Origin of the sequence: Rhodococcus sp. CH91 (genome assembly GCF_022554085.1) — a bacterium.
In the GTDB taxonomy this organism is placed as follows: Bacteria; Actinomycetota; Actinomycetes; order Mycobacteriales; family Mycobacteriaceae; genus Rhodococcus.
The window spans coordinates 627,931-650,980 of record NZ_JAKFYR010000001.1 but is presented as its reverse complement, the minus strand read 5'-3'; the positions used below and the strand labels follow the sequence as shown (position 1 = coordinate 650,980).

Annotated in this window: 25 protein-coding genes and 1 pseudogene; 13 read left to right on the top strand and 13 right to left on the bottom strand. The window is 65.4% G+C overall.

Annotated elements, in window-relative coordinates:
• The first annotated feature begins 17 nt into the window (after positions 1 to 17).
• Positions 18 to 740 (top strand): ribulose 1,5-bisphosphate carboxylase large subunit, encoded by a 723-nt coding sequence (locus MOM01_RS03095; RefSeq protein ID WP_241383909.1) that lies wholly within the window; start codon positions 18 to 20, stop codon positions 738 to 740.
• A gap of 30 nt (positions 741 to 770) precedes the next feature.
• Here MOM01_RS03095 and MOM01_RS03090 read toward each other — a convergent pair whose 3' ends face one another.
• The gene (locus tag MOM01_RS03090; protein ID WP_241383908.1) at positions 771 to 1,391 is read right to left on the bottom strand and encodes a TetR/AcrR family transcriptional regulator; all 621 of its coding nucleotides are present in this window, start codon (positions 1,389 to 1,391) and stop codon (positions 771 to 773) included.
• A gap of 93 nt (positions 1,392 to 1,484) precedes the next feature.
• Between MOM01_RS03090 and MOM01_RS03085 the strand changes: the two genes are divergently transcribed.
• Positions 1,485 to 2,864, top strand: a complete 1,380-nt coding sequence (locus MOM01_RS03085; protein ID WP_241383907.1) for a cytochrome P450 — start codon at positions 1,485 to 1,487, stop codon at positions 2,862 to 2,864.
• Here the strand turns inward: MOM01_RS03085 and MOM01_RS03080 are convergent.
• The 5 genes from MOM01_RS03080 to MOM01_RS03060 all read right to left on the bottom strand — a co-directional run bounded on the left by MOM01_RS03080 (position 2,852) and on the right by MOM01_RS03060 (position 7,716).
• Positions 2,852 to 3,586: an SDR family NAD(P)-dependent oxidoreductase gene (locus tag MOM01_RS03080; RefSeq protein WP_241383906.1), complete on the bottom strand. Its 735-nt coding sequence runs from the start codon at positions 3,584 to 3,586 to the stop codon at positions 2,852 to 2,854. The genes MOM01_RS03085 and MOM01_RS03080 overlap by 13 nt on opposite strands.
• Positions 3,583 to 4,611, bottom strand: a complete 1,029-nt coding sequence (locus MOM01_RS03075; protein ID WP_241383905.1) for a phosphotransferase family protein — start codon at positions 4,609 to 4,611, stop codon at positions 3,583 to 3,585. The genes MOM01_RS03080 and MOM01_RS03075 overlap by 4 nt, the downstream gene beginning before the upstream one ends.
• Positions 4,608 to 5,819, bottom strand: coding sequence for an acyl-CoA dehydrogenase family protein (locus MOM01_RS03070; protein ID WP_241383904.1), 1,212 nt, complete (start codon positions 5,817 to 5,819; stop codon positions 4,608 to 4,610). The genes MOM01_RS03075 and MOM01_RS03070 overlap by 4 nt, the downstream gene beginning before the upstream one ends.
• A gap of 95 nt (positions 5,820 to 5,914) precedes the next feature.
• The gene (locus MOM01_RS03065) at positions 5,915 to 6,541 is read right to left on the bottom strand and encodes a TetR/AcrR family transcriptional regulator (RefSeq protein WP_241383903.1); all 627 of its coding nucleotides are present in this window, start codon (positions 6,539 to 6,541) and stop codon (positions 5,915 to 5,917) included.
• A gap of 47 nt (positions 6,542 to 6,588) precedes the next feature.
• Complete coding sequence (locus MOM01_RS03060) at positions 6,589 to 7,716, bottom strand: NDMA-dependent alcohol dehydrogenase (protein WP_241383902.1); 1,128 nt, start codon at positions 7,714 to 7,716, stop codon at positions 6,589 to 6,591.
• Positions 7,717 to 7,864: 148 nt separating this feature from the next.
• Between MOM01_RS03060 and MOM01_RS03055 the strand changes: the two genes are divergently transcribed.
• The gene (locus tag MOM01_RS03055) at positions 7,865 to 8,305 is read left to right on the top strand and encodes an SRPBCC family protein (protein ID WP_241383901.1); all 441 of its coding nucleotides are present in this window, start codon (positions 7,865 to 7,867) and stop codon (positions 8,303 to 8,305) included.
• 6 nt (positions 8,306 to 8,311) lie between these two features.
• Here MOM01_RS03055 and hppD read toward each other — a convergent pair whose 3' ends face one another.
• Positions 8,312 to 9,517 carry a 4-hydroxyphenylpyruvate dioxygenase gene (gene hppD / locus MOM01_RS03050; RefSeq protein ID WP_241383900.1) on the bottom strand — a complete coding sequence of 402 codons (1,206 nt, stop codon included), beginning with the start codon at positions 9,515 to 9,517 and terminating at the stop codon, positions 8,312 to 8,314.
• A gap of 187 nt (positions 9,518 to 9,704) precedes the next feature.
• On the opposite strand from hppD, the gene MOM01_RS03045 reads away from it, so the two are divergent.
• A complete protein-coding gene (locus tag MOM01_RS03045) occupies positions 9,705 to 10,214 on the top strand; it encodes an Lrp/AsnC family transcriptional regulator (RefSeq protein WP_241383899.1) in 510 nt (169 codons plus the stop codon).
• A gap of 137 nt (positions 10,215 to 10,351) precedes the next feature.
• Here MOM01_RS03045 and MOM01_RS03040 read toward each other — a convergent pair whose 3' ends face one another.
• A complete protein-coding gene (locus MOM01_RS03040) occupies positions 10,352 to 10,768 on the bottom strand; it encodes a VOC family protein (protein ID WP_241383898.1) in 417 nt (138 codons plus the stop codon).
• A gap of 106 nt (positions 10,769 to 10,874) precedes the next feature.
• Positions 10,875 to 11,525, bottom strand: coding sequence for a PaaI family thioesterase (locus MOM01_RS03035; RefSeq protein WP_241383897.1), 651 nt, complete (start codon positions 11,523 to 11,525; stop codon positions 10,875 to 10,877).
• 252 nt (positions 11,526 to 11,777) lie between these two features.
• On the opposite strand from MOM01_RS03035, the gene MOM01_RS03030 reads away from it, so the two are divergent.
• A complete protein-coding gene (locus tag MOM01_RS03030; RefSeq protein ID WP_241383896.1) occupies positions 11,778 to 12,392 on the top strand; it encodes a dihydrofolate reductase family protein in 615 nt (204 codons plus the stop codon).
• Between the two features lie 18 nt (positions 12,393 to 12,410).
• On the opposite strand, the gene MOM01_RS03025 is transcribed toward MOM01_RS03030, so the two are convergent.
• Complete coding sequence (locus tag MOM01_RS03025; protein ID WP_241383895.1) at positions 12,411 to 13,019, bottom strand: TetR family transcriptional regulator; 609 nt, start codon at positions 13,017 to 13,019, stop codon at positions 12,411 to 12,413.
• A gap of 140 nt (positions 13,020 to 13,159) precedes the next feature.
• Here MOM01_RS03025 and MOM01_RS03020 point away from each other — a divergent pair, with 140 nt between their 5' ends.
• The 3 genes from MOM01_RS03020 to MOM01_RS03010 all read left to right on the top strand — a co-directional run bounded on the left by MOM01_RS03020 (position 13,160) and on the right by MOM01_RS03010 (position 15,586).
• Positions 13,160 to 13,396 (top strand): ferredoxin, encoded by a 237-nt coding sequence (locus MOM01_RS03020; RefSeq protein WP_241383894.1) that lies wholly within the window; start codon positions 13,160 to 13,162, stop codon positions 13,394 to 13,396.
• Positions 13,397 to 13,400: 4 nt separating this feature from the next.
• On the top strand, positions 13,401 to 14,681 hold the full coding sequence (locus MOM01_RS03015) for a cytochrome P450 (RefSeq protein WP_241383893.1): 1,281 nt from the start codon (positions 13,401 to 13,403) through the stop codon (positions 14,679 to 14,681).
• 65 nt (positions 14,682 to 14,746) lie between these two features.
• Positions 14,747 to 15,586 carry a mycofactocin-coupled SDR family oxidoreductase gene (locus MOM01_RS03010; protein ID WP_241383892.1) on the top strand — a complete coding sequence of 280 codons (840 nt, stop codon included), beginning with the start codon at positions 14,747 to 14,749 and terminating at the stop codon, positions 15,584 to 15,586.
• 62 nt (positions 15,587 to 15,648) lie between these two features.
• Here the strand turns inward: MOM01_RS03010 and MOM01_RS03005 are convergent, their stop codons facing one another.
• Complete coding sequence (locus MOM01_RS03005) at positions 15,649 to 15,999, bottom strand: CD225/dispanin family protein (protein ID WP_241383891.1); 351 nt, start codon at positions 15,997 to 15,999, stop codon at positions 15,649 to 15,651.
• Between the two features lie 226 nt (positions 16,000 to 16,225).
• Between MOM01_RS03005 and MOM01_RS03000 the strand changes: the two genes are divergently transcribed.
• Positions 16,226 to 16,846, top strand: a complete 621-nt coding sequence (locus MOM01_RS03000) for a class I SAM-dependent methyltransferase (RefSeq protein ID WP_241384043.1) — start codon at positions 16,226 to 16,228, stop codon at positions 16,844 to 16,846.
• A gap of 7 nt (positions 16,847 to 16,853) precedes the next feature.
• Here MOM01_RS03000 and MOM01_RS02995 read toward each other — a convergent pair.
• A pseudogene (locus MOM01_RS02995) lies at positions 16,854 to 18,111 on the bottom strand (VWA domain-containing protein).
• Positions 18,112 to 18,299: 188 nt separating this feature from the next.
• On the opposite strand from MOM01_RS02995, the gene MOM01_RS02990 reads away from it, so the two are divergent.
• The gene (locus MOM01_RS02990; protein ID WP_241383890.1) at positions 18,300 to 18,812 is read left to right on the top strand and encodes a DinB family protein; all 513 of its coding nucleotides are present in this window, start codon (positions 18,300 to 18,302) and stop codon (positions 18,810 to 18,812) included.
• A 15-nt stretch (positions 18,813 to 18,827) separates the two neighbouring features.
• On the opposite strand, the gene MOM01_RS02985 is transcribed toward MOM01_RS02990, so the two are convergent.
• Complete coding sequence (locus tag MOM01_RS02985) at positions 18,828 to 19,346, bottom strand: YdcF family protein (protein WP_241383889.1); 519 nt, start codon at positions 19,344 to 19,346, stop codon at positions 18,828 to 18,830.
• A 340-nt stretch (positions 19,347 to 19,686) separates the two neighbouring features.
• Between MOM01_RS02985 and MOM01_RS02980 the strand changes: the two genes are divergently transcribed.
• The 3 genes from MOM01_RS02980 (at position 19,687) to MOM01_RS02970 (ending at position 23,049) form a co-directional block, all read left to right on the top strand.
• Positions 19,687 to 20,073, top strand: coding sequence for a VOC family protein (locus MOM01_RS02980; protein ID WP_241383888.1), 387 nt, complete (start codon positions 19,687 to 19,689; stop codon positions 20,071 to 20,073).
• A 775-nt stretch (positions 20,074 to 20,848) separates the two neighbouring features.
• Positions 20,849 to 21,766: an RNA polymerase sigma-70 factor gene (locus MOM01_RS02975; protein ID WP_241383887.1), complete on the top strand. Its 918-nt coding sequence runs from the start codon at positions 20,849 to 20,851 to the stop codon at positions 21,764 to 21,766.
• A 101-nt stretch (positions 21,767 to 21,867) separates the two neighbouring features.
• Entirely contained in the window at positions 21,868 to 23,049 is a 1,182-nt protein-coding gene (locus MOM01_RS02970) for an NAD(P)/FAD-dependent oxidoreductase (protein ID WP_241383886.1), read from the top strand.
• The last annotated feature ends 1 nt before the right edge of the window (position 23,050 follow it).

Below are 23,050 nucleotides of genomic sequence, written 5' to 3'. Positions count from 1 at the left end.
TACTGCAGTATGACGACATGATCTCGCTGCCTGTGCCCGCGCTCGGACTCTCGGTCGCCGGCTCCATCGTCGACGTCGCCCGGACGGCGGTCCAGCGCACGCTCGCCACCGCCGAGTTCGCGCTGTCGGTCCCCGCACGCGTGGAGAACCTGCTGGACGAAGCCGAATCACTCGTCGACACCGTCGGATCGTTGATCCGACGGATCGACACGGTCGTCACCGACGCCACGGAGATCGTCGAGGGAGCTTCGGTGGCCGTCGCGCAGGCCACACAGGTGATCGCGTCGACCATCGGCGTGGTGGAGGAGGCCGCCGACGCGGTCATGCGTGCGACGGAGATCATCGACTCGACGGGCGGGGTCGTACGGGACGCGACCCTCGTCGCCTCGGATGCACGGGTCGTCGTCGAGTCCGCCGGTCGTAGTTCGGACGCCGCGGAGGAACTGCTCGGCATCTATCGTCCTCTCGCCGAGCAGGCAGCCCCATTGGCCACCCGATTCGTCGAGGAGTTCTCGCCGGCGGAGGTTCACGCCGCAGTCCAGCTCATCGACATGCTCCCCGTGATCACCGAGCGGGTCGACGCGGTCCTGCCGATCATGGCCACGCTGGACACCGTCGCACCGGAGATCCACGAGTTGCTGCTCGTCGCGAAGGATGTGCGACAGGCAATCGTCGGAGTGCCCGGCTTCAACTTCCTGCGCCGTCGCGGGGAGGAGAAGGAGATCAGCGGGGACGACTGACGGGGGCGAGCTCCACCGCGGCACAGGGGTCTACCGGTGGGCCGTGGAGAGGAATTGGTGGGTCGCCGCATCGACGATTTCGTCGGGTGTGAGTGCGATCTCGTCGTTCAGCCAGGCGGTCACCAGTTCGGCCAGCCCACCGACGAACAGCAATCCGTTGATCTCCCCGCGATCCGGGGGCCATGCACGATCGCCGTACATGCGCGTCGCTTCGTCGGCCACCATCTGGGCAAAGCCTCGCAACGCTGCGCGCCGATGCGTACGCAACGGCTCGAACCCGGCGGACTCGATCAGCGCCACCCGGCCCTTGCGGGGATCGTCGGTGAGGATCGCGACGAACGAGGCGATGGCATTGCGCACGAGTTGCTCGAGAGTTCCCGTGCCCTCCCGGAGCGCGACGAGCACGGCTTCGCGCACTTCGTCGGCGATTCCGTCCAGCACCTTCTGCAGTAGATCGTCTCTGCTGGTGAAACTCTCGTAGAAATATCGCTCCGTCAACTTGGCGTGTGCACAGATGGCGGTCATCGTCGCCCCACTCTTTCCCGAAGCCGCGAACAACTCCAGGCCCGCCTCGAGCAGGCCCTCACGACGCAGCGCGACGCGCTGCTCACCGCTCAGGCCGGCATAGCGACGGGACGTTGTGGAAGCCATGCACCGATCTTGACAGAGACAGTAGGTGTGACGCAGACTACACCCATATCTGACAGTGTCTCCTGTCAGATACCGCAGACGTGGAGGTCCGACGTGACGAAGATCCTGGCCGCTCCCCCCGCCCACTCGCAGCTGCGCCCCGTCCCGGGACGGTCGGGGCTGCCCGGCGTCGGACACGTACTCGAATACATCCGCGATCCCCTCGCGATGCTGCAGAGACACTGGGAGCTGTACGGCGAGATCTCCTGGTTCTCGGTGGCCGGAAAGCGATGGATCTCGGTCCTCGGACCCGACGCGTGCCAGGAGGTGCTGCAGAACAAGCAGCGAGCATTCGTCAACGGCGACGGCTGGTCGGCGCTGATCGGTCCCTTCTTCCACGGCGGCCTCATGCTCCTCGACTCGGAAGAGCATCTGCGCCACCGCCGAATCATGCAGCAGGCATTCACCCGCTCGCGCCTCGAGAAGACCGTCGACGCCCTGCATCCGGCGATCGCCGAGGCCCTCGAACGCTGGGAACCCGCCGAAGGATTCCGGGCCTACACGGCACTGAAGACCCTCACCCTCGATCTGGCCACCGACATCTTCATGGGCGGCGCCGAGGACTCCACGCCGAGCGAGATCGACGCGGTGAAGAAGGCCTTCGTCGACTGCGTGCAGGCCGCGACGTCGATCGTCCGCTATCCGGTTCCGGGCACCCGATGGAAACGCGGGCTCGACGGACGCCGGGTCCTGGAGAACTTCTTCCGGCACTACCTACCGGCGCGGCGAGCGAAGCAGACCGACGACCTGTTCTCCGTGCTCTGCCACATAGAATCCGAATCGGGACAACGATTCAGCGACGACGAGGTCGTCGATCACATGATCTTCCTGCTGATGGCGGCGCACGACACGTCCACGATCACCATCTCGACCATGATGCAGTATCTGGGTCAGCACCCGCAGTGGCAGGACAGGTGCCGGGCCGAGTCGCTCGCGACGGGCACCACCACCCCCAGCTATGCCGAACTCGACGAGCTCGGCAGTCTCGATCTGGTCATGAAGGAATGCCTCCGGCTCGTCTCTCCGGTGCCGGTCATGGCGCGCCGAGCCGTCCGCGACACCGAGATCCGAGGACATTTCGTGCCGGAAGGGACGTATGTCGCTGTCGCACCGCACTTCACACATCACATGGCGGAGTACTGGCCCGAACCCGAACGCTTCGACCCCGAACGCTTCGCGGAGCACCGACGTGAAGACAAGGTGCACCGCTACGCCTGGGAGCCCTTCGGAGGGGGCGTACACAAATGCCTCGGCATGCACTTCGCCGGCGTCGAGGTCAAGACGATCCTCCATCACCTTCTGCTGCGCTTCGAGTGGCGAGTCGACCCCGGCTACGTCGCCCCACTCGACTTCACGTCGTTGCCGTTCCCCTCCGACGGGCAGCCCGTCGACCTGCGACCGCGATCCACCGATGCGGATCGTCAGGCCGTGTAGAGGCCCGCACCCGCGCGGCTGAGCACGAGCTTCGGCACCACCGCACGCGACGACAGCTTGAGCAACGCATCGACGATCTCGACGACGTCGTTCACCTCGATCATGTCCTCGGCCGGGATCGTGTCCTTGATCCAGTCGGACATGTCGGTGTCGACGTAGGCCGGGGCGAGCGCGGACGCCGAGACCCCGTTGCCCGATTCCTCGGCGTTGAGCGTTTCGATCAGCGAGATCAATGCGGCCTTCGTCGCTCCGTAGGCTGCGAGGCCGGCTTCCGCGTAGACACCGGTGATCGACGAGAGGGCGACGATTTTCGAGCCATGCACGGGATCGTTCTTCGCCTCGGCGCGCAGCAGCGGCAGGGCCGTCTGGATCAACGCGAACGGTGCGTTGAGGTTCACTGCGACCGTCTTGTCGAACCGTCTGGCCGGGAACTCGGCGATCGGGCCGGCCGTACCGACACCCGCGTTGAGGATCAGTGCCTTCATCGTGCCGAAGGCTTCGCGATGGGTGTCGACGACGCGGGCCGCGGCATCGGGATCCGCGAGATCGGCGGCGACAGCGTGCACCTCCTTGGCACCGGCGTCCCGCAAGCGGTCGGCGACGCTCTCGAGGCGTTCGGCACCGCGCGCGCTGATCGTCAGCGCGTAGCCGCGTTCGGCGAGACGGGTCGCGATACCGAGGCCGATTCCTCTCGATGCTCCGGTCACGAGCGCGCTGGTCACGTACGAGCTCCCTTCACTGCTGCGAGTCCTGCCGCCACCAGATCCGGTACGGCTTCGCCGGCACGGTCGAAGCCGTCGCCGACGGTTGCTCCGGCACGCCACCGGTGATTGATGCCCTCGGCGATGACGGCGAGTTTGAGATAGGCCAGGCCCATGTAGAAGTCCCAGTGGGCGATCTCGCGGCCCGACGCGACGGCGTAGCGCTGCACCAGATCGTCGATCGCCGGCAACCGCTCACTCGACCATGCGGCGGGGAAGCCGAGCACGTCGTCCAGCGCCGGATGGCGGTAGACACACATCATCGCGAGGTCGGTGAGCGGGTCACCCAGCGTCGACAGCTCCCAGTCGACCACGGCGACAACATGCCCCGTGTCGCCCGTGTCCAGGATGGTGTTGTCGATCCGGTAGTCGCCGTGGACGATCGACGGGGCCGGCGACACGGGGATCGACTCCGCGAGCACGGCGTGCAACCGTTCGAGGTCGGGCAGTTCACGAGTCTTCACGCGGCCCCACTGACTCGCCCACAACTTCACCTGCCGGGTGACGTAGCCGTCGGGCCGGCCGAGTCCCCCAAGGCCGACCGCGTCGAAGTCGACCTTGTGGAGTTCGGCGAGTATCCGGACGAGTTCTCCGACGCAACTGTCGATCTCGTCGTCACGGAGCACATCGAGATCGGCCTTGCTGCGCACCACACGCCCGCCGACGAATTCGACGAGCGTGAACGGCGCGCCCATCACCGAATCGTCCTCGCACTGGACGACGGTCGGTGCCACCGGCACGCCACTGCCCTGCAGGGCCGAGGTGATGCGGAACTCGCGGGCGACGTCGTGCGCCGACGGCGTCAGACCTGCCGTGGGTGGGCGACGCAGTACCCAGTGGGAGACGTCGTCGAGAATGCCGTAGGTGAGATTGGATTTGCCACCCGAGATCAATTCGGCACGCAGTTCGCCGTGGACGGCGACACCGGAATCGGCCAGGAAGCGCTCGAGCGCAGCGAGATCCAGCCCCTCGTGGACCGCTGTCACTGCGCTGCCTCGCGGGCAGCCTTGCGCACAGCACCGACCGCGCGCTTGGCGATGGCCCAGCGGTGCACCTCGGAGGGGCCGTCGTACACGCGGAACGGCCGGACCTCGCGCGTCAGCCGCGCGATCGGAAGGTCCTCGGAGACACCGAGACCGCCGCACATCTGAGCGGAGCGGTCGACGATGCGGAAGATCGCCTCGGCGGCGAAGGTCTTCGCGATCGAGGTGGCGTTCGAGGCGTGCGATCCCTGGTCGAGTTCCCAGCATGCCCGCACGAGGAGCGCCCGCGTTGCGGCGATGTCGATCTCGTTGTCGGCGATCATCTTCTGGATCATCCCGAGATCACCCAGCCGCGAGCCGAATCCCTCACGTTCCGCGACGTAGCGCACGGCGGTGTCGTGGCCGCGGCGGGCAGCGCCGAGCCAGCGCATCACGTGCGTCATGCGGGCGGGGCCGAGACGCACCTGGGCGTAGGCGAATCCCTGGTCGACCTCGCCGAGCACGGCGGAATCGGGAACGAAGACGTCCTCGAAGTCGACCTCGCAGTGACCACCGATCATCGAGCGGTCCAGTGTGGTGATGTGCCGCCCGACCTTCAGCCCCTCGGTCTCGGCGGGCGCGAGGAACATCGTGGCGCCACCACGTTGCCCCGGCTCACCCGACGTACGGGCCATGATGATGAAGAAGCCCGCTCCGTCCGCGCCGGTGATGAAGTGCTTACGGCCGTTGATCCGCCATCCGCCGGAGACCTTCTCGGCGCGGGTCGCGAGGGCGTTGGGGTCGGCGCCCGCGCCCGGTGCGGGTTCGGTCATCGCGAAGGCGGAACGGACGTCGCCGGCAGCGAGTGGTGCGAGGAACTGCTGCTTCTGCTCGTCGCTCGCGATGTGGGCGAGCATGTGGACGTTGCCTTCGTCGGGGGCAGCGATGTTGAGCGCGGTCGGCCCGAAGAGCGAGTACCCGGCGGCTTCGAAGACCGGCGCGCGATCGGACATGCCGAGACCGTGTCCGCCGTACTCCACGGGCGCGTGCGGAGCGAAGACACCCGCAGCCTTGGCGGCCTTCTGCAGGTCCGCCCGGATCGCGTCGCCCCCGGCCGCGGTGATGTCGCCTCCGTGGGCATCTTCGACGGGGAGCACCTCGTCGCGGACGAACTGCTCGGTCCGCGCGATGAGGTCCCGGACGTGATCCGGATAGGACAGGTCGACCGTCATGCTGACTCCTTCCGTACCGACCGATCGATCGCTCGGTCGAATTCACCGTGACACATCCCCCGTGATCCGGTCAAGCCCCCGAGAGGCCGCTTCTGCTACGACGCTCCGACTGCACTCCGAGCGACCAGCAGGTATCGGTGCACGATCTCGTCGGGAGACAGCGCCCCGTCCGGGCGATACCAGCTCGCCACCGCGACGCACATCGTGGTCACCGCCCGGCTCGCATCCTTCGGGAAGGGAGTGCCGAAGGTGCCGCTCGCGACGCCCTCCTCGACGATCGCGTCGATCATCTGCTGCTGCTCGTCGCGCAGCGCGACGAAGGCCCGGCGGGCGTCGGGTTCCATGCTCCGCATCTCCGTCGACGCCACGAACGCCTGGTCGCGACGGAACATGTGGAAGCGCAGGAGCGACTCGACGACGGCGTCGAATCGCTCGGACGGTGTGGGACCGGCTTCGGCGAGCGCCTGCCGGCTCCGTGCGAGCAGATCGCGCAGCACGGTGGTCGTGAGCGAAACCAGCAACGCCTGCTTCGACGGGTAGTGGTGATAGAGCCCGGGCACCGACAAGCCGGCCCGGGACGCGATCTCCCGGATGGACGTGCCGTCGTAGCCGCGCTCGGCGAACGCCTCGAGCGCAGCGGTGAGCGGCTTGGGCAGGTCGCTCGGCCCGTAGTGCCGCCACGAGCCGACGTCGCCGGAAACCGAATCCTCACGCGTGTCCATGCTCAACACCGTAAGGGACGGCTCCGGCGACGTCGGTTACCGAAGGATCAGTAATCGTCTTCCCCGTAGAGGACGAGGCCGCGGAGGTTCTTGCCGGCGTGCATGTCGGCGTAGCCCTCGTTGATGTCCTCGAGCTTGTAGGTCTTGGTGACGAGATTATCGAGATCGAGCTGTCCGTTCCGGTAGAGATCGAGCAGCTTCGGGATCTGCGAGCGCGGGCCGGTGCCACCGAAGATGGCTCCCTGCAAGCGCTTCTGGAGCAAGGTCAGCTCGAACAGGCTCATCGTCACCTGAGTGTCGGTGGCGTGGCCCATGCCCACCACGACGACCTGCCCGCCCTTGGCCGTGATGCCGAGTGCGGGACCGATGATGTCGCCGGTGATCTCCCCGACCGTGATGACGGTGACGTCGGCCATCCGGCCCCACGAGATCTCGCCGATGACGGGTGCGGCTTCCTCGATCGACGCGAAGGCGTGCGTGGCACCGAATTCCTTGGCCTTCTGCCGCTTGAACTCGACGGGGTCGATCGCGACGACGAACCGCGCACCGGCATGCGCCGCACCCTGCACGGAGTTGATGCCGACACCGCCCACGCCGATGATCACGACGGTGTCGCCGAGCTTGGTGCCACCGATGGCGGTGGCCGATCCCCATCCGGTGGCGACACCGCACCCGAGCAGGGCCGCCTTCTCGAGCGGGATGTCCTTCTCGATCTTGATGACCGAGGCCTCGTTGACGGTGACGTACGGCGCGAACGTGCCGAGCAGGCACATCTGCAGCACCGGCTCGCCGTTCAGCGTGGTCCGGTAGGTCTTGTCGGAAATCGCCTGCCCGGTGAGCAGTCCGGCGCCCTCGTCGCAGATGTTCTGCAGGCCCTCCGCACAGGACCGGCACCGGCCGCACGCCGGGATGAACGCGAGGACGACGTGGTCGCCCTCCTCCAAGGTGGTCACCCCGGGTCCGACCTTGGTGACCACGCCGGCGCCTTCGTGGCCGCCCAGAACCGGGAAGGACGGAAGCGGTGTCGCACCCGAACGCAGATGCTCGTCCGAGTGACACAGACCCGAGGCGGCGAGACGGATCTGCACCTCACCTGCGACGGGATCGCCGAGATCGATCTCCTCGATCTCCCATGGCTGGTTGATTCCCTTGACGACTGCCGCTTTCGTCTTCACCGAGCCTCCTGAGCCGAATTGCAGTGTGACGTGCATCACGGATTCAAACACTTATCGAACGTCAGGGCAACGGGTCGTCACCCCCTTCCGCGCCGAGCAAGTACCCGATACAGTCGGTAACAGACAACTTCTCGTGAAGGGCTCCGCCATGATTCACGTCCGCCACCATGCAGTCGCGGAGGTCCCTCTCGACCTCGCGTTCGCCTACGTCGACGACTACCGGAACGTTCCCGACTGGATGTTCGGCGTCGCACGCTTCCAGCCCACCGGCGAACAACTCGCCGGTCTCGGCGCCGTCTACGACGTGACGATGCGGATCGGCCCGAAAGACCTCGATTCACGCGTCGAAGTCGTCGAATGGGAGCGTGACCGCACGATCGTCCTCGACTCGGTCGCCGGCTTCCGCGCCACGTCGTCGTGGACCTTCACCGACCTCGGACACGCGACACGGCTCGATGTCGACTTCGGCTACCGGCTGCCCGGCGGAATCGCCGGCCGCACCCTGGGCATGCTCATCGAACCCGTTGTGGGCACGGCGATCCGGCAGACCGAGCACGAACTGCGCACCCGGCTCGGGAATCTGGTCTGATCCGGCTCAGAAGTTGCCGCGTGCGGCCTGCTCCCGTTCGATCGCCTCGAACAATGCCTTGAAATTGCCCTTGCCGAAGCCGAGCGATCCGTGCCGTTCGATCAACTCGAAGAACACCGTCGGCCGGTCACCGATGGGCTTCGTGAAGATCTGCAACAGGTAGCCGTCCTCGTCGCGGTCGACCAGGATCCCGCGCTTCTTCAACTCCTCGATCGGCACCCGGACCTCACCGATACGGGCACGCAGTTCCGGATCGTCGTAGTACGCATCGGGAGTTGCCAGGAACTCGACACCCTCCTCGCGCAGCCGGTCGACCGCGGTGAGGATGTCGTTGGTGGCCAAGGCGAGATGCTGCGCGCCCGGTCCTCGATAGAAGTCGAGGTACTCGTCGATCTGTGAACGCTTCTTCGCGATCGCGGGCTCGTTGAGCGGGAACTTCACACGGTGGTTGCCGTTGCACACCACCTTGCTCATGAGTGCCGAGTAGTCGGTCGCGATGTCGTCGCCGATGAACTCCGCCATGTTCGTGAAACCCATGACACGGTTGTAGAAGTCGACCCACTCGTCCATGTGCCCGAGTTCGACGTTGCCGACGACGTGATCGAGTGCCTGGAAGATCCGCTTCGGCGCACCCTCGCGCTTGCGGTAGGTCGAGGTGCGCTCGACGTAGCCGGGCAGGTACGGGCCGGCGTAGCGGGACCGGTCGACGAGCGTGTGTCGCGTGTCTCCGTAAGTCGCGATGGCGGCGAGGCGGACGGTGCCGTTCTCGTCGCTCATCTCGTAGGGCTCCTCGAGCACGACCGCGCCCTGGCTCCGGGCGTGCTCGATGCACTTGTCGACATCCGGTACCTGCAAGGCGATGTCGACGACGCCGTCGCCGTGCCGGCGATGATGCTCGATCAGCGGGCTGTCCGGATCCACCGCGCCCTTGATCACGAATCGCACGGCACCGCTGCGAAGTACATAGGCGTGATGGTCACGGTTACCGGTGGTCGGGCCGGAATAGGCGACGAGTTCCATGCCGTAGGCCGACTGGAAGTAGTGCGCGGTCTGCGTGGCGTTGCCGACCACCCACACCACGGCATCCCAGCCACTGACCGGGAAGGGATCCCGCTCGCTGTCGTACTCCACGAGCCCGACGAGCCGCCGGAGTTCCTCGGCGTCGAGCTGGGCGAGGCGTTCACTGTCGGTCAAGGTGTATTCCAGAGTCATCGCTGCAACCTCCTGCCGCACGCCGCGGCACATCAGTGTGTGTCGTGTGTCACCAGGAGAAACCCACCGAGCGGTGCGATGCAAGGTCGACGCGGCCAACTGATCCGACTGACTCGAATTTGCCGGAATCATCACAGTCATCTATACAATCAGCCTAGTTTTCTGGCCTTGATGGGAAGGAACCGCAATGCGCGAACCCGTACAGCTGGACGAATTGGATTTCGCGCTCCTCGAGGCCCTCCATGCCGATCCGAAGGTCGGCGCACTCGAACTGTCCCGCCGCCTGAAGGTCGCGCGGGCGACCGTGTCCGCACGCCTGCGGCGCCTCGAGGACACCGGGGTGATCTCCGGCTACGAACCCCGGATCAACCTGGCCGCAGCTGGATTCGACGTGCAGGCATTCGTGACGATGGAGATCGTGCAGGGCGCCCTCGAGGACGTCACCGAAGTTCTCGAAGGCATCCCGGGCGTACTGGAAGCATTCGCCACCACCGGCGCGGGCGACGTCCTGTGCCGGATCGGGGCGGAATCGCATCTCGGCCTGCAACAGACCCTCATCGAGCTCAACCGCTCGTCCATCGTCGCCCGCTCGACGAGCGTCATGGTGCTGTCGGAAGTAGTGCACTACCGGGCGATGCCCCTGCTCCGCACACTCGAGCCCGAGCGGTCCGCGAAAGCGCCGGCCTACCGGCGCTGAACCGATCTCGCCCGCAATCACGTCTCTGCTAGCCGGATTGCACAGAAAAAGACGTCAGAGGCGACCGGTGCGTCGACCGCAGCGATCGCCGGTGCCTGCACGGTGGCGGCCCGGCGACGCGCTGCGTCCGAGCCGGATCAGGGGCGCCAACCGTAAGGGCGGGTGAGGATCTCCATGAAGTGCCCGGCGGGGTCGAGGAAGTAGGTGCCTCGGCCCCCGTCGTTGCGGTTGATGCCGTGCGCCGACTGCCGAGGATCGGCCCAGTGCTCGATCTTCTGTTCGAGGATGCGCGCGTAGATTCCGTCGAATTCCTCTTCCGACACCAGAAATGCATAGTGCTGCGGCGGGAACTCCACGCCCGGTGGCGTTTCGGCGAAGTCGAGGGTGACGCCGTTGGCGAGTTCGACGGCGAGGAAGTGCCCGGCCGGTACCGGCTCGGGCAGGCCGAAGAGAGTCGTGAGGAAGTATGCCGAATGCTGCTTGTCCGCGGCAGCGACGATCGTGTGGTTGAACGAGATGGCCACGAAAGACCCCTTGTGGTTCCACGCCTCCATGCCTGACGCAGTCCGTCATCGGCACGCGACGCTGTTTCCAGAAATACCGTCCGCAGCCGGATTCCACAAGAGGCGCCGCCGGGCGAAGTCGTTCCGCCGTCTCGTTTCACTCGCGGTCGACGCGGACGAAGACCCCTCTCGCCGTCACGGTGCGCTCACCGTTGCACGCGATCCACCCTTCCGCGATCGTCTTGCGCCCGTCGATCTCGACGATCCGCGAGTACAGATCGAGTGGCTCGTCCAGAGGAGTACGGCGACGGTAGGTCAGTTCGAGCGACGCGGTCAGAGACCGGGAACCCCGTGCCTGCATCAACGTGCCGAGCATGCAGTCGAGCAGATGTGCGCTGAACCCGCCGTGCACACAATCGGGTGGTCCCTCGTGCAGTGGGTTCGGCAGCAGTCGCGCCCACGCCTCGTCCTCACCGAACCGGATCTCCAAGGGGATACCGAGCGGGTTGTGGACGAACATCGGCCAGGACGTCTCCGGACCGGCATCACGAGCCGTGGCAGGACCGTGGAATTCCGGACGGAGCGGCCGCGTACGGGATCGAGCGCCCAATTCCTCGGTCGCGGCCAGGATCGACGCCTCGGCACGGCGGATCACCTCGACGTCCACCGAGGTCGCGGCCGCAGCCCGCATCAGTGCGCGGGTCGCGGCCACGAGGTCGCCGACCGCCTCACGCTGTTCCGGTGATCCGTCGAGGACACCCGCCCGCACACCGCCCTCGTTACGGACGACGCCGTCCGTGGCCTTCATCGCCACCGGATGCCCTCCTCGGCGTGAGTTGCCGGGGTGCCGGTGATCCGGTCGGTCATCTGTCTGCTCCTTCTACGAAGGTGGGCGAAGGTCCACGGCGGAGGTGAACGCACCTCGGTCGGGCAGGTGCTCGCCACGAAACGCTACGGGGGACGCGGTGCCCTTTCGTCGCCGTTCCCGCTCAGTCGGAGCGATGAGTTTCCGGCCCGGCGAGGGTCTGTTTTTCCGACAGGACCACAGGAGGGGATTCCCGTGAAGCTGACAGTGACGACCTTCGTCTCCGTCGACGGAGTAGCGCAGGGCCCGGGCGGACCGGACGAAGACGATCGGGGCGGGTTCACCCGAGGCGGGTGGACGGTACCGCTCTTCGACGAGGCGACCGGGCAGTTCATCGACGAGGTGTTCCGCGAAGCCGACGCATTCCTGCTCGGCCGGAAGACCTACGACATCTTCGCTGCCGCCTGGCCGAACTCGACCGATCCCGACGATCTGGTGGCGAAGGCGCTCAACACTCTCCCCAAGTACGTGGCTTCCACGACCCTCACCGACCCGTCGTGGGGACCGGCCACCGTTCTCGGCGACGACCTCCCGAGCGCGATCGCCGAACTGAAGAAGCAACCCGGACGCGAACTGCAGGTGCACGGAAGCATCCGCCTCGTCCACACACTCCACGAACACGATCTGGTGGACGAGTACCGGCTCATCACATTCCCGGTCGTCGTCGGGCAGGGGCTGCGGTTGTTCCCCTCCCCGGGTGTGGACACCGGGCTCGATCTGGTCGAATCCCGGATCACGCCGTCCGGCATCGTGATCGCCGTGTACCGCCCCACCGGTCGTCCCGAATACGGACTGATCGAGGTGGAATGACCCGCCGGCAGGGCCGGGTCATCGAACCGGCCCCGCCCCGCCCGGATGCACGGCCTCGTAGCCGGTGGTGAGCCAGTAGACCGCTCGATCGATGGTGGGCATGATGTCGCCGAGAGCGATCTGCCCTTCGATACAGCGACCGACGAGTCCGAAGACGACACTCGACAGGATCGACTTCATCTCGTCGACGAACACCGGGTCGACGTCCTGCAGAACAGCCATTCCGACTGGCACCACCGAATCGAACCCCCGCATGTGCAGTCCCTCCCAGCCGGGCACAGTTCTCACCCGGAAGTAAGCGAGGAGCATGGCGGGGTTCTTCTCCCAGGGTTCGAAGATCGCGCGGATGACGCGCATCATCGCCGGATGCAGGGGCTCGCCCGGCGACCGCGACTGTTCGACGATGCCGGCATGGTTGTCCCCCATCCAGCCTTCTATCGCAGCGAGTATCAACTCCTCGCGTGTCGCGTAGCGCTTGTAGATCGTGGACAGCGACATGCGGGTCCGCCGCGCGACTTCGCGCAGTTGCACAGCGTCGTAACCACCCTCTCCCAGCAGTTCGACGACGGTGTCGAGCAGGCGGGAACGGACTTCGTCCGTCCCACTCGTCGTAGTTGTCCCGACCATTGTGAAAACATCCTTGCCGTCAAGCGGTAACCGCGTTATCGTGATCCAGGTAACACGGTTACACCCTACCTCCGGTGCAGGCCCGCAGAATTCGGCCGCACCCCACCATTCGAGCCCACATCCAGTTCCGGGAGCACCCGATGACGGGATCACCGAAGCGTCTGCACATCGATCGGGATATGTGCGAGGCACACGCACTGTGCGTCGAGATCGCGCCCGAGATCTTCGATCTCCCCGACGACGACATCGCCACGTGCGATGAAAAACCTCCGGAATACCTCTGGCCCAAGGCGTATTCCGCAGCCAGCGCGTGCCCGCGGCAGGCGATCGGAATCGTCGAGGACCTCCCCGGCCGACCTTCCCCGAAAGGCCAGTGATCCGATGACCGATCTCGCATCAGCCGACTACTTCACCGACGGTGAGATCGCACAGAGTCCGTTCGCCTATTTCGACCGGCTCCGTGACGACAACCCTGTATATCGAGAACCGAATTACGGCGTGGTGATGGTCACCGGCTACCAGGAAGTCGTCGAAGGATTCAAGAACAGCGACGCCCTGTCGGCCGTGAACGCGATCGGTGGGCCGTTCCCCCCATTGCCGTTCGAGCCCGAAGGCGACGACATCACCGATCAGATCGAAGCCCATCGGCACCAGTTCCCGATCTTCGAGCACATGGTCACGATGGACCCACCCGGCCACACACGCGCACGATCATTGCTCGGCCGCCTCCTCACCCCGAAACGCCTGAAGGAGAACGAAGAATATCTCTGGGGCCTTGCGGACGAAGTACTCGACGAGTTCATCGACGAGGGGAGATGCGAGTTCCTGGGACAGTATGCCAAACCCTTTGCCACCCTGGCGATCACCGACCTGCTCGGCGTTCCGGCCGAGGATCGGGAGGAGTTCCGCTGGGCTCTGGGCGCCGGCGAGCGATCCGGCACCCGGGTCGGCGCACTCGACCACGAGCCGGTCGCCATCAATCCGCTCGAATATCTGGACGACCGCTTCGCGGCGTACCTCTCCGATCGACGCCGCAATCCCCGGAACGACATCCTCAGCGGACTCGCCACCGCCACATATCCGGACGGCTCGACACCGGAGCTTCTCGAAGTCGTGCGTCCCGCGACCTTCCTGTTCGCCGCCGGTCAGGAGACGGTGACGAAACTGCTCAGTTCGTCGCTGCGGGTTCTGTGCGAACGTCCCGAATATCAGAAACTCCTGCGCGACGACCGTAGCCTCATCAAGCCGTTCATGGAGGAATCGCTTCGTTTCGACAGTCCCACGAAGGTCGACTTCCGTCTCGCACGCAAGTCCACCACTCTCGGTGGCGTCGACATTCCGGCCGGCACGATCGTGATGCTGAGTCTTGCTGCCGCCAACCGCGATCCACGCAAGTTCGAAGACCCGAACGAGTTCCGGCTGGACCGGAGGAACGCTCACGATCACATCGCCTTCGGCCGCGGAGTGCACACGTGCGCGGGGGCACCGCTCGCGCGCATCGAAGGACAGGTGACCTTGAATCGGCTCCTCGACCGCATGGAGGAGATCCGGATCAGCGAGCGGGCGCACGGACCGGCCGACGACCGCGCGTTCGCCTACGAACCCACGTTCCTGTTGCGCGGCCTCGTCGATCTTCACATCGAGTTCTCCACCACGCGATAGACGACACACGAATTCGGCAGTTATCGCATCGATGACCAATTCGATGCCGACCTGAGAGGTGATTCATGGCAGGAAGAGTCGAAGGCAAGGTCGCGTTCGTCACCGGAGCCGCACGAGGGCAGGGACGCAGCCACGCGATCCGGCTGGCCCAGGAAGGCGCGGACATCATCGCGCTCGACATCTGCGGGCCGATCCGGGAGAACGCGCTCATCGAGCCGTCCACCCCGGAGGACATGGCCGAAACCGTCGAGGCCGTCAAAGGCCTGAACCGCCGGATCGTGTCGGCACAGGTGGACGTACGCGACTTCGATGCGGTCGCGGCCGCGGTCGCCGGCGGAGTCGAGCAACTCGGGCGTCTCGACATCGTCGTCGCCAATGCCGGAATCGGTACCGGAGGAGTGCCCCTCCACGAAACCGACGAGTTCGATTGGCAGGAGATGCTCGACATCAACCTGTCCGGTGTCTGGAAGTCGATCAAAGCTGCGGTGCCACACATGATCGCGGCCGGCAACGGAGGATCCATCGTCCTGACGAGCTCCGTCGGGGGCCTGAAGGCATACCCCACGATGGGTCCCTACATCGCCGCCAAGCACGGCGTGGTCGGCCTGATGCGCACCTTCGCCGTCGAACTCGGTCAGCATTTCATCCGGGTCAACACGGTGCATCCCACGAATGTGAACACGCCGATGTTCATGAACGAGGGCTCGATGAAGATGTTCCGTCCCGATCTGGAGAACCCGGGTCCGGAGGACATGAAGGTGGCCACGCAGTTCATGCACGTGCTGCCGATCGGGTGGGTGGAGCCGGAGGACATCAGCAACGCCGTGCTGTTCCTGGCGTCCGACGAGGCCCGCTATGTCACCGGGCTCACGCTCACGGTCGATGCGGGCAGCACGCTGAAGTAGGACGAGGACGGGGTTGCCGAGCGAGTTCCCCCTGCAAAACCGCTCGGCAACCCCTGCTTCTCTCAGCGGTAGGCTGGGTACGTCGTCGTCGGTGCCGAGCCGACGTTCGCCACCGCCACCGCGATGATCAGGCCGTACAAGACGATAAACAGAACAATGAGGACAGCGCAGATGATCAGTGCGAGTTTGCCCAGTTTCTTGGCCTGATCCGACTCGCGTTGTGCCCCTTCATAGTCGCCCATGCTCCACAAGGGGAATACCTTCGCCGAGTGACCGAAGGCGGAGAAGGCCAGCGGCCAGAAGAACACGATCGACGCGACCGCCCAGCCGGTGTTCTGAGGGGGCATCGGTGGACGCGGGATCATCCCCACGTCGCCGTTCCGGAATCCTGCCGTGTGGTACTGCTGGGTCATCCCATCCCCCTCCGATTCACACACCCCGCCGGTGGTCGTGTCGAGTCCACCGAAAGGTTGGATGCGCGGGGGAGGCGTTCGGTTCCCTTCGATCCGAAATTCGTTCCTGTTCGGGGCTGATGACTACCGCCACGATGCGTCCTGGTGAGGAGTGGGCTGCGGCGGCGTGGGTGTCATGATGGAGTGGAACGAGCAGATCGGTATGCCACGAGGCGAGGGGACTGCCATGGCCTTCTACAACGATCACGTCGTACCGCGCCTGGTGAATGTCGCATGCGGATCGTCGCTCACCGAGACCTCCCGCAGACGGGTGTGCTCCGGCCTGGGCGGCCGCGTACTGGAGATCGGTTTCGGATCCGGGCTCAACGTTCCCCACTATCCGGCGACGATCGAATCCGTCAGCGCCGTCGAACCCGCCGATCTCGGATGGAAACTCGCCCGCTCACGCATCTCCGAATCGCGGATACCGATCGAGAGGTCCGGACTCGACGGCCAAGCACTTCCGTTCGACGACCACACCTTCGACAGCGCCCTGTCCACGTGGACCCTGTGCACCATCCCCGATGCCGGCGCGGCCCTGCGCGAGGTCCGGCGAGTCCTCGCACCGGGGGGCACCCTGCACTTCGTCGAGCACGGCCTCGCCCCGGACGAGAACGTCCGGCGGTGGCAGCACCGGCTCGAACCGATCCAGAAGAGGATCGCCGGCGGGTGTCATCTCACACGACGGATTCCCGATCTCGTCCGGGACGCGGGTTTCGACATCCACGAACTCGACACCTTCTACGAGGACAACACCCCCAAGTTCATGGGAGCGCTGTCGCTCGGCGTGGCCGCACCGGCCCAGTAGAGCGGGTTCAGCCAACGGTCCCGGCGCTCTTCGCGGCCTTCAGCCAATCAGGGAACTCGCCGAGCATGCGCCGGTACAGCTCGGCGTCGTTCACCTGCGAGATATCGTCGACACTGAAGAAACCCGCGTTGTCGACCCGGCGACCCGACATCGTGTCGAGCCGCTCGAGCACACCGTAGTTGGCTTTACCCAGTCCGACGAACTGCCAGAATGCCGGCAGCGCCGAGGCGCTCTTCATCAGATCGGCGATCTTCTGTTTCTGGGTGAAGCCACCGTCGGTGAAGAACAGCACCAGGGTCGGCATCGCCGATCCGGGGACGAGCGAGTCGATGATCTCGTTCATCACCGGCAGTTCGTCGTTGACGCCACCGATCCGCGAGTAGTCGATGCCACCGTGCGTACCGTTCAGATGCAGATAGGTCGACGACCACGTGTCGACTTCGTGGACGACGATATCGGGCAGCCGCGCGAACGACTTCGCATACAGATACGGCTCGAGCTTTCCGTCGTCGTCGACCTGCACCGCGATCGGCACCATACGTTCGACGACCTCGTGGATGCGCCGGCTCGAGTACTCCCGATTCATGCTGCCGGTCTTGTCGATGACGAGAACCACGCGCGCCCGCACCCCGGGGGCACCCTTGTCGAGCAGCACCTTCGCGACTTCACGCTTACGCATGTCGAGCTTCTGCCGCTTCTCGAGGGAGAGCTTCTCCTCCCCCGCCACGGTGCGCACGCCGTGCGGGTCGGCGGCGGGTGCGGCAGGCTCGTCGTCGACCTGCACGCCGTGTTCGCGCACCAGTGCGGACAGTCCGGCATCCCAGCCCGCGGAGACGTTACGGACCTTCCACGAGTCGTTCCGGCGGTAGATCTCGAGCAACACCGCGGCGCGTTCCGTCGTCAGATCCAATGCCCTCGCAGAGGTCGTGCCGGCCGGATGCGCGACCTCCACACCCAGGCCGGTCACCATCGCAAGACTCCCGGTGACGCTGTCGTCGAGTGCGACGGCGACAGACAGTCGCTCGACCGTTTCCGGCACCGCCGTGAGGTCGATCGAGAGCCTATCCGCCGCAACCAGGCGAACCGCGCCTTCCGGGTGAGGACGGCTGGTTGAAGAACACGAAGTCGGCGTCGTTCCGAACGCGCGAGTCGGCGCCGAGCTGGAAAACCATCAGATCGACGGTTCCCTGCTTCGTACCCGACACCGACACGGTGACGCTTCCGGTTCCGATGGTGGTGTTCTCACCGCGAACGAGATCTGTCATGGAGTTCTTCGGCCGCGAGCGGCCTGACCCTTCCTCGGGATGTGATCGTGCGGCTGTCTCGCCGCACCCTACCCACCGATCTCTTCCCGAAGAAGAGTGGTGACCTACAGGGAACTGTTCGGGCGCACATGCACAACCCGCGCAGGAACCTGTTTGATCCGAGGACAACTGTGCTGAACCATGTGTCTATGACCTCGACCGACTCGTCGCCGGTTACGCGCACACTGCTGAAGCAACTCGATCTCGTCTGGCTCTTCGCCGACCAGCATGTCCTGCCTCGCATCGACGACGCTGCTCTGTATTGGGAGCCGTCCTCGAACTGCGTGAGTGTCCGACGGATCGACGGGCGCTTCGTCGCCGATCAGCCGGACGAGAACGCCGACGTCCTACCCGAGACCACGGTCGCGTGGTTGCTCTGGCACATCGAGTGGTGGTGGTCCGACACGATCAGCGTCTGCCGTGGAGAAGCTGCCGTCGGGCCCGACGCCTACGAGTGGTCAGGTTCGGTCGACCGCATCCGAGCGCTTCGCACGGAGTGGGTCGAGATCCTCGAGACGACAGATGTCGAGAAGACGATCGTCGGTCTCATGCCGGAGGAGACGCCGCTCCGGGACGTGGCAGGGTGGGTCAATTTCGAACTGACCAAGAATGTTTCGGAGATCAGCCAGCTGCTGACGCGAAAGGCGAATTCACAGATCTGATACCTCGCGGCCTCTTCATGCCGCGACGATTCCGGCGACCGGAATGCGGGCGTCGACGGCCTGACGGAAATTGATCATCGCGCGCGCGAGATGGTCGCGGTTGGTCACGAGCACAGCACCCGTTGCTCGACGTTGGAGCAACACGTCGTTCGTGTAGCGGGCATTCTCGACGGTGGAAGAGGACTGCGATTCCTCGGTGATGCGCTCGGGAGGTATCCCTCGGGCCACCAGCCACTCCTTCATGGCACGGGCTTCGGTGACACCCTTACGCGGCACACCACCGGTGACGACGATCGGCGATTCCGGGTAGCGATGCGCTGCACGAAGAGCCGCTTCGAGTCGTTCTTCGAGGACCGGACGGATCCTTCCGTCGTCAGTGAGCCCGGCCCCGAGTACGACGAGATGGGTGCCTCTCGGATTCAGGTCGAGCATCACCGGAAAGGCCGGTGTCAGCTTCTCCAATTCGGTGCACAAGATGATCAATTCATCGATCGTCCCCTGGCACAGCGGGGTGACGGACAGTATGCCGTTCACAACGGTATCCGCTGCAGGGACCGCCGTTGCGGGCCCTGTCGAGAGCCCCAAGACGGCTGTCGCCACGATCGCTGTCGTCACCACTGTTCGTCGTACAACCTTCATGCGTTCCCTTCCGGGGCGTGGTCGGATGTCGGCCGTGCCGCAGTGTGCCACCCGTTTCTCACGCTCGCAGGCCAGCGGTTCGAGTCCGGGGAAACGTCACGGATCCCGATCCGGACAGTAGGGACCACAAACAAGACGACCGATCCGGGAGTTCGCACGATCGGGTGTGGAACCTCGACCGAAGTGGAACAGAACGTCGCTGCAGCAGTCTGCTCAGCACGATATGGTGCCGGCCATGACTGCCAGGCAACTGAAGGTGGGGCTGCGAGTATCCGATGTGGATCGTTCCTGTGCGCTGTACCTTGCGCTGGGGTTCAAGCAGATTCCCCAGGAGAACCAGCCCGGAATGCGTTATCTGACATTCGGTCACACCTGGCTGATGTTGTCGAGCCGGTTCGCTCACGGCTATCACGACGAGCAGCGCGGTGAATTGTCTCGCAGCGGCCCACTCGGCTACGGGTTCGTCCTGGTCGTTCCTACCGCCGATATCGACGCCGTACGAGAACTGTGGCGCCGGGAAGGCCTTCCGGTCACTCTCGAACCAGAAGACGTCGGCTGGGCGCACATCTTCTACGGTCTCGATCCCGACGGTTACGAGATCATGTTCGAGCAGTTCCACTGACGGAGCCGGCCCATCCGCAGGGAACTGCACGATGCGGTTGACGGCTTCGCACACACGTGCGACCATCCCTGCACCGACCTGAATACGGGTCGACCCCGGCAGGTGCGCCAACACCGGACCGGGGTCTGGGCACACGACAGAAGGAACCTGTCATGCACCGTAGGGTGGAGTCTATCCACACGCCTTCGAGAGGCGTATTCCAGCAACGAGCCGCGAGCGCATTCGTCCGCGCCGGCCGCCGCACACCCGCTCCCCCGGGTTCACACCCGACGTCCTGACTTTCCAGCCCTCCGATCCACCGTGATCGGAGGGCTCGAGGTGTTTCGCCTGCATCGTCGCGCACGAGGGCCGTTCCGGTAGCCGAGGCGCGTCGACGCAGCTCGTCGCTCGTCTCCCACAGTCCGACGTCAGCGCACCGACGCTGCGAGCCGGGGCCGTTCCCTGTCTCGAAACCGACTGGGCACCAGTATCCCTCGTCTCCACAGCTGGTGGTGGAGCACCCGATCGTGCGGGTCGACACGAACGGCCGGGTCCAGTGCGAGCCGCACGTCCTCCGCGACGTGGGGCTATCCGTGCTGGCCGAGACGGTCTATCGGGGTATGGCGACCGGGCAGCCTTGAGGAAGGGGACGACGACTCAGGGACCCGAAGGGTCTCCGATCGGTCGAGCGCAGTCGCCCGCAGGGCGTCCTCTTTCCGGGACCGCACTTGTCGTCGTTGCACGAACCCCACGTGGAGTGCTGTGATCGAAGCACGGGTCTACGGGAGGGGCCGACGTGACCGGCGTCGAAGAGTTCGAAAACCTGCGTCCACTGTTGTTCGCCATCGCCTACCGCATCCTCGGGAGCGTGACCGAGGCCGAGGACGCCGTGCAAGACACCTGGGTGCGATACGAAACATCCGGCGTCGAACCGAATTCGGCCCGAGCATTCCTGTCCACCGTCGTCACCCGGGTATCGATCAACATGCTCGAATCGGCGCGGGCGCGGCGCGAACGATATGTAGGCGAGTGGCTGCCGGAACCGATACTCGAAGAGCCGTACAACGACCCGGCGCGCTCGGCCGAACTGCGGGAATCGATCTCGACGGCAGCCCTCGTGCTACTCGAACGTCTCAGTCCGCTCGAACGAGCCGTCTTCGTGTTGCGCGAAGCATTCGGATTCGGCTTCTCGGAGATCGCCGAGATCGTCGACCGCTCCGACGCAGCGTGCCGACAACTCGCCGTGCGGGCACGACGGCACGTCGATCAGGGTTCGGCGCGGTTCGACACCGATCCGCAGGCACACGAACAGCTCACCGCTCGTTTCCTCACGGCGTTCCAGGACGGCGACGTCGACGCCCTGCGCGACCTGTTGGCCGCCGATGTGCAGCTCGTCGCCGACAGCGGTGGCAAGGCACCCGCCGTCCGCAAGGTCGTGGTCGGCGGCGAAAAGGTCATGCGGTTGCTGGCCTCGTTCGTCTCACCCATGGTCCAGCTCGGCATGGTGCTCGAACCCCACGAGATCAACAGGCTCCCCGGCCTCATCGTGCGGGACGCCGACAGCGCGATCGTGCAGGTCATGACGTTCGACGTGACGGACGGGAAGATCGGCGCGGTCCGGGTGCTGATCAACCCGGACAAGCTCGCCCACCTGGGACAAGTGGCCGATGTGCGCGTGCTCGCCCAGAAACTCCGCGACCTGCAACGACCCTGAATCCTCCCGATTGTTCGGCACGGCATGTCACACACGACGTGGCTGTCCGGTCCTGAATGACGAGGGCTCCCGACAGAGCCACCGAACGGATCGGAGAAGACATGTCCACAACACGCCCCCGTGTCGTCGTCATCGGCGGCGGATACGCCGGAACGGTCGCGGCCAACCGCATGAGCAGGAAGGCTGCGGTCACCGTCGTCAATCCCCGGCCGCACTTCGTCCAGCGAACCCGACTGCACCAGTTCGCACTCGGCAACCACCATGCGTCCGGCGACTACCGCACACTTCTGGCGAAAGGAGTCGACCTTCTGGTAGATACCGCGACCCGCATCGAACCCGGCACGTGCACCGTCCATCTCGCTTCCGGCGGAACAGTCGACTACGACTACCTCGTCTACGCCGTCGGAAGTACCGCCACGAGACGGTCCACCGCCCCCGGCGTCGAGGAATTCGCCTTCCCGGTGGCCGAATTCGAGCATGCCGAGCGACTGAAGTTCGCACTGGCCGGCCTCGACCACGACTCCGTGGTCACGGTGGTCGGCTCCGGGCTCACCGGGCTCGAAACGGCCGGCGAGCTGGCTGAACCGGGGCATCGAGTGCGTCTCGTGTGCAGCGGTGTCATCGGCCCGATGCTGTCCGAGAAAGCGCGTGCCGCAACCTACGAGCGGCTCGAGGACCTACAGGTCGAGGTCATCGAGAACGCGCGCGTCACTCGGGTCGGGCCCGACGGCTTCACTCTGGACGACAACACCGCCCTCGAGAGTGCGATCACCGTCTGGACCGCCGGATTCGGCGTTCCCGAACTCGCCCGGTCGAGTGGGCTCAGCACGGACGCACTCGGCCGTCTTCTCACCGACGAAACGCTGACCAGCATCGACACCGACCGTGTGATCGCCGCCGGCGATTGCGCGGCACCGTCGGGAGAGCCGGTGCGGATGGCATGCCAGTCCGCACTCCCGATGGGACTCGCGGCAGCCGACACTGTCCTCAGCCGTATCGCCGGTGAGGAACCCGCAAACCTCGATTTCGGGTTCAACGGCGTCGGTGTGAGCCTGGGGAGACGCGTGGGCGTTGTCCAGTTCCACGAGCGGGACGACACCCCGAAGGAACAGGCCTATTCCGGCCGAATCGCCTCGACGATCAAGGATCTCGGACTGAAAGCCGCGATGGCAGGCCTTCGGGTCGAGGCCCTGAGACCGGGAGCTGTCGGTTTCCCCCGAGGCGGCAGGCATCCGTCGAACACCGGGGCCCGCCCGGACAACACCGAACGGAGCGTCCGATGAC

What these genes read in the sequence shown, in the direction of transcription:
- MOM01_RS03095 (WP_241383909.1), top strand. Translation starts at nt 18, where the DNA reads ATGATCTCGCTGCCTGTGCCCGCGCTCGGACTCTCGGTCGCCGGCTCC.
- MOM01_RS03090 (WP_241383908.1), bottom strand. Translation starts at nt 1,391, where the DNA reads ATGGCTTCCACAACGTCCCGTCGCTATGCCGGCCTGAGCGGTGAGCAG.
- MOM01_RS03070 (WP_241383904.1), bottom strand. Translation starts at nt 5,819, where the DNA reads ATGACGGTCGACCTGTCCTATCCGGATCACGTCCGGGACCTCATCGCG.
- MOM01_RS03065 (WP_241383903.1), bottom strand. Translation starts at nt 6,541, where the DNA reads ATGGACACGCGTGAGGATTCGGTTTCCGGCGACGTCGGCTCGTGGCGG.
- MOM01_RS03055 (WP_241383901.1), top strand. Translation starts at nt 7,865, where the DNA reads ATGATTCACGTCCGCCACCATGCAGTCGCGGAGGTCCCTCTCGACCTC.
- hppD (WP_241383900.1), bottom strand. Translation starts at nt 9,517, where the DNA reads ATGACTCTGGAATACACCTTGACCGACAGTGAACGCCTCGCCCAGCTC.
- MOM01_RS03045 (WP_241383899.1), top strand. Translation starts at nt 9,705, where the DNA reads ATGCGCGAACCCGTACAGCTGGACGAATTGGATTTCGCGCTCCTCGAG.
- MOM01_RS03040 (WP_241383898.1), bottom strand. Translation starts at nt 10,768, where the DNA reads ATGGAGGCGTGGAACCACAAGGGGTCTTTCGTGGCCATCTCGTTCAAC.
- MOM01_RS03035 (WP_241383897.1), bottom strand. Translation starts at nt 11,525, where the DNA reads ATGAAGGCCACGGACGGCGTCGTCCGTAACGAGGGCGGTGTGCGGGCG.
- MOM01_RS03025 (WP_241383895.1), bottom strand. Translation starts at nt 13,019, where the DNA reads ATGGTCGGGACAACTACGACGAGTGGGACGGACGAAGTCCGTTCCCGC.
- MOM01_RS03020 (WP_241383894.1), top strand. Translation starts at nt 13,160, where the DNA reads ATGACGGGATCACCGAAGCGTCTGCACATCGATCGGGATATGTGCGAG.
- MOM01_RS03015 (WP_241383893.1), top strand. Translation starts at nt 13,401, where the DNA reads ATGACCGATCTCGCATCAGCCGACTACTTCACCGACGGTGAGATCGCA.
- MOM01_RS03010 (WP_241383892.1), top strand. Translation starts at nt 14,747, where the DNA reads ATGGCAGGAAGAGTCGAAGGCAAGGTCGCGTTCGTCACCGGAGCCGCA.
- MOM01_RS03005 (WP_241383891.1), bottom strand. Translation starts at nt 15,999, where the DNA reads ATGACCCAGCAGTACCACACGGCAGGATTCCGGAACGGCGACGTGGGG.
- MOM01_RS03000 (WP_241384043.1), top strand. Translation starts at nt 16,226, where the DNA reads ATGGCCTTCTACAACGATCACGTCGTACCGCGCCTGGTGAATGTCGCA.
- MOM01_RS02990 (WP_241383890.1), top strand. Translation starts at nt 18,300, where the DNA reads ATGACCTCGACCGACTCGTCGCCGGTTACGCGCACACTGCTGAAGCAA.
- MOM01_RS02980 (WP_241383888.1), top strand. Translation starts at nt 19,687, where the DNA reads ATGACTGCCAGGCAACTGAAGGTGGGGCTGCGAGTATCCGATGTGGAT.
- MOM01_RS02970 (WP_241383886.1), top strand. Translation starts at nt 21,868, where the DNA reads ATGTCCACAACACGCCCCCGTGTCGTCGTCATCGGCGGCGGATACGCC.